Source organism: Mycobacterium pinniadriaticum (assembly GCF_026242045.1).
GTDB classification, from domain to species: Bacteria; Actinomycetota; Actinomycetes; order Mycobacteriales; family Mycobacteriaceae; genus Mycobacterium; species Mycobacterium pinniadriaticum.
In genome coordinates this window covers 103237-112113 of record NZ_JAPJDO010000020.1, presented here as the reverse complement: position 1 = coordinate 112113, position 8877 = coordinate 103237, and the positions used below count along the sequence as shown (strand labels likewise).

The window sequence follows — 8877 nt, the reverse complement described above, 5'->3', positions numbered from 1 at the left end:
CGAGCTGGCCAACTATGCCGAACGGCTCGGATTCGCCGGCGTGCTGTCCGGGCCACTGGTGCGGTCCTCCTACCGCGCCGGCCGCCTGTACCAGCAGGCCGCGGCCGCGCACGGGCTAACGCGGTGACCGCGGCCTACCGCTGATCGCCTGTCCGTATTCTTGGTAGTTATGGCGAAATCCCGCACCGCCGCCCAGAGCAAGGCGGCCAAGGCCGAGGCGAAGGCTGCCAGCAAGGCCGCAGCCAAGCAGCGTCGCAGCCAGCTGTGGCAGGCGTTCCAGATGCAGCGCAAGGAGGACAAGCGGCTACTGCCCTACATGATCGGCGCATTCGTGCTGATCACAGGAGCAGCGGTGGCCGCGGGCGTTGTCGTCGGCGGATTCACCATGTACATGCTGATCCCGCTGGGCGTCGTGTTGGGCGGCCTGGTGGCATTCATTATCTTCGGGCGGCGCGCGCAGAAGTCGGTGTTCCTCAAGGCGGAGGGGCAGACCGGCGCGGCGGCCTGGGCCCTGGACAACCTGCGGGGCAAATGGCGGGTGACCCCGGGCGTGGCCGCCACGGGACACTTCGACGCGGTGCACCGGGTGATCGGCCGGCCCGGTGTGATCTTCGTCGCCGAGGGCTCCCCGGCGCGGGTCCGGCCGCTGCTGGCCCAGGAGAAGAAGCGCACCGCCCGATTGGTCGGTGACGTACCGATCTATGACGTGATCGTCGGCAACGGCGAGGGCGAGGTGCCGCTGTCCAAACTGGAGCGGCACCTGACGCGGCTGCCGGCCAACATCACCGTCAAGCAGATGGATGCGCTCGAGTCCAAGTTGGCCGCGCTGGGGACCCGGATGGGCCCGGCCGCGATGCCCAAGGGGCCGATGCCCGCTCAGGCGAAGATGAAGGGTGTCCAACGCACGGTGCGGAGGCGCTGACCAGGCTGGGGGGCCGCTGTGTGTACTGCATGTGAGTGGGCGCCGCACTTCAGCGCCTTGGGAACCGGTGTCCTGACGCGGCGGACGGCGACGGCGACGGGGTGCGCGAAACCACCCACCGCGGCGGACCGGACAACCGCCGACTTCGTGTTCCGCAACGGGCGGGTCTACACCGTGTCACCGGCTCAACCGTGGGCGCAGGCGGTGGCCGTCACCGGAAACACGATCGCCTACGTCGGAGACGACGCCGACGCGATGGAACTGGCCGGCCCGGACACCGACGTCATCGACCTGGATGGCAACCTGATGCTGCCCGGGTTCGTCGAGGGTCACATCCATCCCTTCCTCGGCGCGTTCCTCACCAGCGGCGTCGACCTGCAGGTGCCGACCGGCGCGGATGCGCTGGCCGCCATCGCGGCGTACGCGAAGGAACATCCCGAGGGCCCGGTGCGTGGATTCGGTTGGCGGGTGGACATGTTCGGGCCCGACGGACCGACGCGCGGCGCACTGGACCGTGTGCTGCCCGACCGGCCCGGCTTCTTCTTCGCGATCGACGGCCACAGCATGTGGGCCAACAGCAAGGCGTTGGAGATGGCCGGCGTCGACCGCGACACCCCCGATCCGATCCCCGGTTTCAGTTACTACGCCCGAGACGAGCACGGCGAGCCGACCGGCTACCTCCTCGAGGTCGACGCCGTGTTGAGCCTGGTCAATGCCGTCGAGCCGATCTCTGCGCACGCAATGCAGACGCTGCTCGAGACCTGGCTGCCCACGGCGTCGGCCGCCGGGATCACCACTGTCTTCGATGCCGGGGTGCCGCCGATCGGCGAAGACCAGGGCGCTCTCATCGGCCTCTACACCGACCTGGAGCAACGCGGTGTGCTGCCATTTCGCGTGGTCGCCTGCTACGCGGTGAAGTCACCCCCGGTCGATGACGCGGTGGCCAAGCTGACCGACATCCGCGACCAGATCTCGACCGAGCTCGTCAACGTCACCGTGGTGAAGATCATCGGCGACGGCACCCAGGGCGGATACACCGCGTGGCTGATCGAGCCGTACGCGGACACGCAGGATTCGATCGGCGGATCGCCGTTCACCGAACAGCAGTGGCACCAGCTGGTCTGTGAGGTCGACGCAGCCGGATTCGACGTGCATGTCCATGCCTGCGGTGAGCACACCGTGCGGACAGCGTTGGACTCGATCGCGGCAGCCATCGCCGCCAATCCGCCACGCGACCGCCGGCACACCATTGCCCATCTGGTCTATGTGCAGGACCCCGACGGTCAGCGATTCGGCGAACTCGGTGTCATCGGCCAGTTTTCGGCCAACTGGATGTCGGCCGACCCCGATACGTTGCAGAACATGGCCGAGCGCTACGGCCGGCCCCGTCAGGATCTGATGTATCGCCCGCAGGACATCCTGCGCTCCGGCGGCCACATCTCGATGGGCACCGACTGGCCCGCGGCGGGCTATTTCTCCACCTACAAGCCGCTCGACTCCATCCAGATCGGGGTGACCCGGCAGTTGGTCGGCACGCCGGACGCTCCCGTGCTTTCCCCTGCCGATCAGCGGCTCAGCGTCGCGGAGGCAGTGCACGCCAACACCATGGGTGCGGCCTATCAACTACGGATGGAGGCCAAGGTCGGCTCCATCGAAGCGGGAAAGCACGCTGACCTCATCGTGTTGGACACCAACATCTTCGAGGTCGACCCGCACGATATCCACCGGGCTGCCGTGACGATGACCATGATGAACGGTCAAGTCCGGCATTGCGGTTAGGCGGCGATGACGCGTAACAGTTCGCCGTTGAGGTACATCTCCGCGGCGGTCATCGGGATCTTCGGTGTGCCGGGCATCGGTGGAGCGATCGAGTGGTAGTGCTTCCCGGTAGGGGTGGTGAATTCGGCGGTGTGCCTACCGTTCTCGTCGACGTCGGTGGTCACTGTCCAGCCCGCTGACTCCTTGGCGTAGTTGCACGCCTCACACATGCCCAGCCCGTTGACCGAACTGGTGGCACCGCCGCGCCGATACGGCTTCGCGTGATCACTGTGCCGGATGGGCGCATCACAATACGGGGTCCGACACCGCTGATCGCGCAGGCCGATGAAATCGGCCAACCCTTTCGGGAACAACCGCGACCGCGACTCCACGGCGACCAACGCCCCGCTGGCCGGGGCGGCATACAACCGGCGCAGCGTGGCCCGAGACCGCGTATCGGCCACCGCATCCAGCACCATCTTCTGAGCCACCGCCGAGGGCACCGACCCGTAACCGGCGATCACCGCCGCACCCTGCTGCACACCCAACAGCGCCTGATCAGAGATCACCACATTGACCGCCACCGGCACGGCCTCATCTGTCGGCCGACCGGTCACCCGCTCGACCAACACGTCGGCCATGACCTGCCCACGCGAGCGTCCATCACAACACCCGTCGGCCTCCCGCGTGAGCGCGGCATACACCGACACCCCCGCAGCCACCGGCAGTAGTGCGGTCAGATACGTCATGGTGTCCGGCGCGGGGCGGATCGTCACCGTACGCTCATCAGCAGCCTTGGCCGCCCGCTCCACCACCGCATGCGGATCCAGCCGGTAGGCGATCGCCTTGGCTTTGGCGGCCAGCGCCGCATCCCCGACACCGTCCAAGCAGTCGCGGTCCGAACACAATTCCTCATCCAGACGGCGGCGATCCTCAACATCCAGACAGGCCGACTCCCGCACCACGATGGTGGCCCGCCACTCCGAAAGCACCCCGGACTCCAACGCCGCCAACGTGTGCGGCATCTCGTACACCAACGCCTTCGCCAAACCCAAATGCCGCCCACCCCGAGCCGGGGAATCCCGCCGAGCCAACGCCACCTCGGCAGCCAGCCCGCGTCCCCGCCGCGCCGCCCCAACCCCCGCCGCCGCCTCAGCAGACCGACGCGCAGCATCCAGAGCGGCCGCCAACCGAGCCTGCCCAGCCGCCGCCGCCGACTTCAACCGCTCCAGCGCCGCGATCCGCTCCACCAGCACCGATTCCTCAGCGTCCGGATCAACCTCCCACAACTCTTCGAACATGCGTTCGAGTATGCCATAGGCGGGGGACAATTCTCAGCGGCGCACGACGGCCGTCATCGTGAACCGGTCCTGCAGCCCGCGCCCGTCGGCGTCGGTGAACAAGCCGGGGATCACCAGCGACAGCAGCAGACCGCGCCCGAGCGCACGCCCGCTCCCGACGTGTTGGCGGTTGTCCACCGGAATCACCATCAACCCGAGCGCGTACTGGCCCGGCGTGAACCCGAACAATCGCACCGACAGCACGCCCAGCACCAGCCAGATCAGCAGTACCGCCGTCGACAGCGTGGAGATGCCGACGATTCCCAACGACATTGCCAGCGCGGCCAGCCCATAGGCGATCAACCAGTCGATCAGCAGCGCCAGGAAGCGCCGGCCCATCCTCGCCAGCGAACGCGGCCCGGATTCGGGCAGCCCAAGCGCCTGGCCGGGCCGGCCGCCGTCGTCACCGGGCTTCACCCCTTCGGGTCCGGACAGCCAGGATCCGATCTCACGCGCCATGTGCCTAGGATAGGCGGGTCCGCGGCAACACCTTGCGCTGCGCCAGCACTCGGGATGCGTAACGTTGGCGCAACATGAGCTTGACGGAGGTGCAACATCAGCTTCATAGCGTCAGCCGCGGGTTTACAAACCACTGTGCCGACACATGCGCAAAACCGGCTGCACCGAAGGAGTTGTAAGTGGCAGAAAAGAACGCTGACGACATCATCAAGCTGATCAAGGACGAGAAGGTCGAGTACGTCGACATTCGGTTCTGCGACCTGCCTGGTGTTGTCCAGCACTTCTCGATCCCGGCCTCCGCGTTCGACGAGAGCGTGTTCGAGGACGGCCTCGCGTTCGACGGCTCGTCGGTGCGTGGCTTCCAGTCCATCCACGAGTCCGACATGATGCTGTTGCCGGACCCCGAAACCGCGCGCATCGACCCGTTCCGCGCCGCCAAGACGCTGAACCTGAACTTCTTCGTGCATGACCCGTTCACCCGGGAGGCCTACTCGCGCGACCCGCGCAACGTCGCCCGCAAGGCGGAGAACTACCTGGTCAGCACCGGCATCGCCGACACCTGCTACTTCGGCGCCGAGGCCGAGTTCTACATCTTCGACTCGGTGAGCTTCGACTCGAAGATGAACGGCACCTTCTACGAGGTCGACTCCGAATCGGGCTGGTGGAACACCGGTGAGCCGTTCGAGGCCGACGGCTCGGCCAACCGGGGCTACAAGGTCCGCCCCAAGGGCGGCTACTTCCCCGTCGCCCCCTACGACCACTACGTCGACCTGCGCGACGAGATGGCCACCAACCTGCAGAACGCGGGCTTCACGCTGGAGCGCGGCCACCACGAGGTGGGCACCGCCGGCCAGGCCGAGATCAACTACAAGTTCAACACGCTGCTGCACGCGGCCGACGATGTGCTGCTGTTCAAATACATCATCAAGAACACCGCATGGGCGAACGGCAAGACGGTCACCTTCATGCCCAAGCCGCTGTTCGGCGACAACGGTTCGGGCATGCACGCCCACCAGTCGCTGTGGAAGGACGGCAAGCCGTTGTTCCATGACGAGACCGGCTACGCCGGGCTGTCGGACCTGGCACGGCATTACATCGGCGGCATTCTGCACCACGCGCCGTCGCTGCTGGCGTTCACCAACGCGACGGTGAACTCCTACAAGCGTCTGGTTCCGGGTTATGAGGCGCCGATCAACCTGGTGTACAGCCAGCGCAACCGCTCTGCCTGCGTGCGTATCCCGATCACCGGCAACAACCCGAAGGCCAAGCGCCTGGAGTTCCGTTGCCCGGACAGCTCGGGCAACCCGTACCTGGCGTTCGCGGCCATGCTGATGGCCGGTATCGACGGGATCAAGAAGAAGATCGAGCCGCTCGCTCCGGTCGACAAGGACCTCTACGAGCTGCCGCCGGACGAGGCCGCCAACATTCCGCAGGCGCCGACGTCGCTTTCCGCGGTGATCGACCGTCTCGAAGAAGATCACGAATACCTCACCGAGGGTGGCGTGTTCACGCCCGATCTGATCGAGACCTACATCTCCTACAAGCGTGAGAACGAGATCCTGCCCGTGCAGATCCGGCCTCACCCGTACGAGTTCTCGCTGTACTACGACGTGTAATCACGTCCGGCTTCACGAGACCACCCGCGCGCATCCCACACCGGGAATGACGCGGGTGGTTTCGTTGTGAGCGGACCTCACCATTAATTCGGGCGCCGGTTCCGGGGCAGTCATCATTGACCGCCGGACCAGATGGACGCGAGCAGCAGATCGCCACACCGGTCGGCAAGAACGGCGCCCACCAGACGAACGGGCTTGTTCCTGGTGTCGCTGGAGTACCAGATGAATTGGATCGAGAAGATCAGCGCCAGCCACGGCGACCGCTTTGGCGCGAACCACTACCCCGGAATCCAAGACGACTACCCTTTGCGACCGTCTCCGGACACGGGCACGATTTAGCCTCAGCCGTTTCCGCGCCCCGTCGACCGGACCCGTCAAACTCTTTCGCGTCGCGGGGTTCTGCGCTGCATTGACGCCGCACATCAGCCAGACAAGGCACTCGTTTCATAAGGAAACCCGGTTGTCAATCGACAAATGGACTGCGACAACACCTTTCAAGTACGGCTGAGCACAGACCCACTCGCAACGTTGGAGAACCCCTGCGAAATTCTTGTCAACCACTTCGCGAAGCCCGGGCGGGATGCATTCGCAGCTGATAGTTTCCGTCCATCGGGATCTGTTGGTTCACCGCAGAACAGTCGCCGGACGCCAACCCCGAACTCGCTTGGGAGGCTGGACATGTCAGCAGGAGAACACATATCCATGCGCCAGCGGACAGGGACTGGCGGAACCCTCGAATCAAGCGACACGTTGGCTGATCCAAAGTTTGCTGCGATTGACAAACGTGGTTTGAAACAGTTCTTGCCGGGCGCTTCAGCGCGACACACCACCGACGCAGCAAAGCGCACTCAGTCCGCGAACACCAAGCATATCGGCCACGTCGGGGCATTGGCGGTGGCCCTGGGAGTCGGGGTCGCCATCGTCGCATCGCCCGGCATCGCCCTGGCAGACAGCGACGGCTCCGATTCGCCAAAATCCTCGACTGAGCGCACAAAGGGACCGGCCACCAAGCAAGATTCAGCCTCACCGTCTGCCCGCGGCGCCAAGCTGAAAACACCCAGATCCTCGAGAGAAGCCACGTTGGGCACTCGGGGCGACTCACCCCGAGTTGCCACCCGCGCCCGCAACGACAGAATCGCTCGGACTTCATCACCGTCCCGCTCCGCGACATCGGTATCCGAACCCACGGAGTCCTCGGCGAGCCTGTCGGCCGTGGCATCTGCTCCAGCCGCCACCGCCGCCGCCACTCACGCAACGCCAACTACTCGCGCGCAGGGCTCGCTCTTGCTGACCGCATTGACGTCCGTGTGGCGGCGGAGCCGACCCTTCTCCCCGGCACCCATTGTGACGGTCAGTGCAGCGCAAACCACTGATCCGAGCAACGGGTCGGATATCGCCGCCGCTACTGCGGGCACCACCGCCCCGGAAGGCGCGGACGTCGTCATCGAAGCCGAATCCCTGACCCTCTCCCGGGCCAGGAATGGCAGAACCTACACGGACGCGACCGCATCGGGCGGTGCGGCTCTTGTCCTGGCGAGGAATTCGTCAGCCTCGACGATCGTGTCGCTTCCCGAACTCACCAGTTTGGTGATCCGGGCCAAGGGAGACCAGTTCCGGGGTGCACCGGTCATGAGCGTCTCGGTTGACGGAAAACTGGTGTCGACGGTTTCGGTGTCGGCTACGTCCTGGGCCGATTACACCATTCCCTTCTCCGCGCCGGCCGGCACCCACACGGTGAGCATCGCGTTCACCAACGACCTTTTTTCACGCAGGTTAGGCGATCGCAACCTGAGACTCGACTCGGTCACGGTAGTCGCGGCCGCGGTCGAGTCGCAGCCGCCCGGCTCCGATATCCCCGGATACTTCCAGGCCGCAGACTGGCTCTGGAAACCGATCTCCGCGGACGCGGTGATGGACGACAACAGCGCGACCTGGGTCGGTTACCTGGCTGATCCCGGTGAACTTCACATCGCCAACCTCTACGAATACGCAGTCACCCTGGTTTCGACGTCAGACATCACAACCAGTACACCCCGGTACGACGTAGACCTCACCCAACCGTGGGGCAACGACCCGTTCGGTACCGCCACCGTACCGATCCCCGAGGGAACCGTGGTGCCCCCAGGTTCGGACGGCCACATTGCGGTTCTGGATTCCGTGACGGGAACGGCCTTCGGCATCTGGCAGGCCAAGTATGACCGCGCCACCGACACCTGGTCCGGGTCGTGGGGAGGTATGACAGCCCTCGACGGCGACGGCATCGACCAGTCAGGATCGGCGACCGCAGCGAATATCGCCCGGTATGCGGGAGTCGTCACGGCCGCGGAGTTCAGCGCCGCCGTCGAGGCCGATACCGGGCTCAACCACGCACTGGCCTTCTCCACCGACCTCGCGGGACCGGACTTCGTCTATCCGGCCGGGAAATCGGACGGTCAGAACTGGGCCGGAGTCGCCGTCCCCATACCCGAGGGCTACCGCATTCAGCTGAACCCCAACCTGGACATCGACTCCATCCCCGGGATCACGCCGGGCGAGAAGGTGATCGCCAAGACCCTGCAGACCTACGGCGCCTACATCGTCGACCAGGGGTCGGCTCGCATGGCGTTCGCGTTCGAACTGGCCGACGACGCCACCTCGAGCTATCCGGGATCGGTATGGGCCGACGCCGGGCTTGCCTGGGACTTTTACGACATGGGCAAGATTCCGTGGTCGGAGTTGAGGGTGCTCGCTCCGTTGGGCGGGACGGCTGGCCTGCAGGCTTGACCGAACGGCAGCACGCGCG

Annotated in this window: 6 protein-coding genes and 1 pseudogene; 5 read left to right on the top strand and 2 right to left on the bottom strand. The window is 65.6% G+C overall.

Annotated elements, in window-relative coordinates:
* From ORI27_RS20740 to ORI27_RS20730, 3 genes and pseudogenes are all read left to right on the top strand, one after another.
* Positions 1 to 127 (top strand): annotated as a pseudogene (locus ORI27_RS20740) (lipoyl synthase); the annotation flags it as partial.
* Between the two features lie 42 nt (positions 128 to 169).
* On the top strand, positions 170 to 922 hold the full coding sequence (locus ORI27_RS20735; RefSeq protein ID WP_265998908.1) for a DUF4191 domain-containing protein: 753 nt from the start codon (positions 170 to 172) through the stop codon (positions 920 to 922).
* Between the two features lie 18 nt (positions 923 to 940).
* Positions 941 to 2701, top strand: coding sequence for an amidohydrolase (locus ORI27_RS20730; RefSeq protein WP_265998907.1), 1761 nt, complete (start codon positions 941 to 943; stop codon positions 2699 to 2701).
* On the opposite strand, the gene ORI27_RS20725 is transcribed toward ORI27_RS20730, so the two are convergent.
* Together ORI27_RS20725 and ORI27_RS20720 are read right to left on the bottom strand one after the other, a co-directional pair.
* Positions 2698 to 3981 (bottom strand): HNH endonuclease, encoded by a 1284-nt coding sequence (locus ORI27_RS20725; RefSeq protein ID WP_265998906.1) that lies wholly within the window; start codon positions 3979 to 3981, stop codon positions 2698 to 2700. The two genes, ORI27_RS20730 and ORI27_RS20725, sit on opposite strands and share 4 nt — an antisense overlap.
* Positions 3982 to 4014: 33 nt before the next feature.
* The gene (locus ORI27_RS20720) at positions 4015 to 4479 is read right to left on the bottom strand and encodes an RDD family protein (RefSeq protein ID WP_265998905.1); all 465 of its coding nucleotides are present in this window, start codon (positions 4477 to 4479) and stop codon (positions 4015 to 4017) included.
* Between the two features lie 179 nt (positions 4480 to 4658).
* On the opposite strand from ORI27_RS20720, the gene glnA reads away from it, so the two are divergent.
* Together glnA and ORI27_RS20710 are read left to right on the top strand one after the other, a co-directional pair.
* On the top strand, positions 4659 to 6095 hold the full coding sequence (glnA, locus tag ORI27_RS20715) for a type I glutamate--ammonia ligase (protein ID WP_265998904.1): 1437 nt from the start codon (positions 4659 to 4661) through the stop codon (positions 6093 to 6095).
* 1212 nt (positions 6096 to 7307) lie between these two features.
* Complete coding sequence (locus tag ORI27_RS20710) at positions 7308 to 8858, top strand: carbohydrate-binding domain-containing protein (RefSeq protein ID WP_265998903.1); 1551 nt, start codon at positions 7308 to 7310, stop codon at positions 8856 to 8858.
* Positions 8859 to 8877 lie beyond the last annotated feature (19 nt).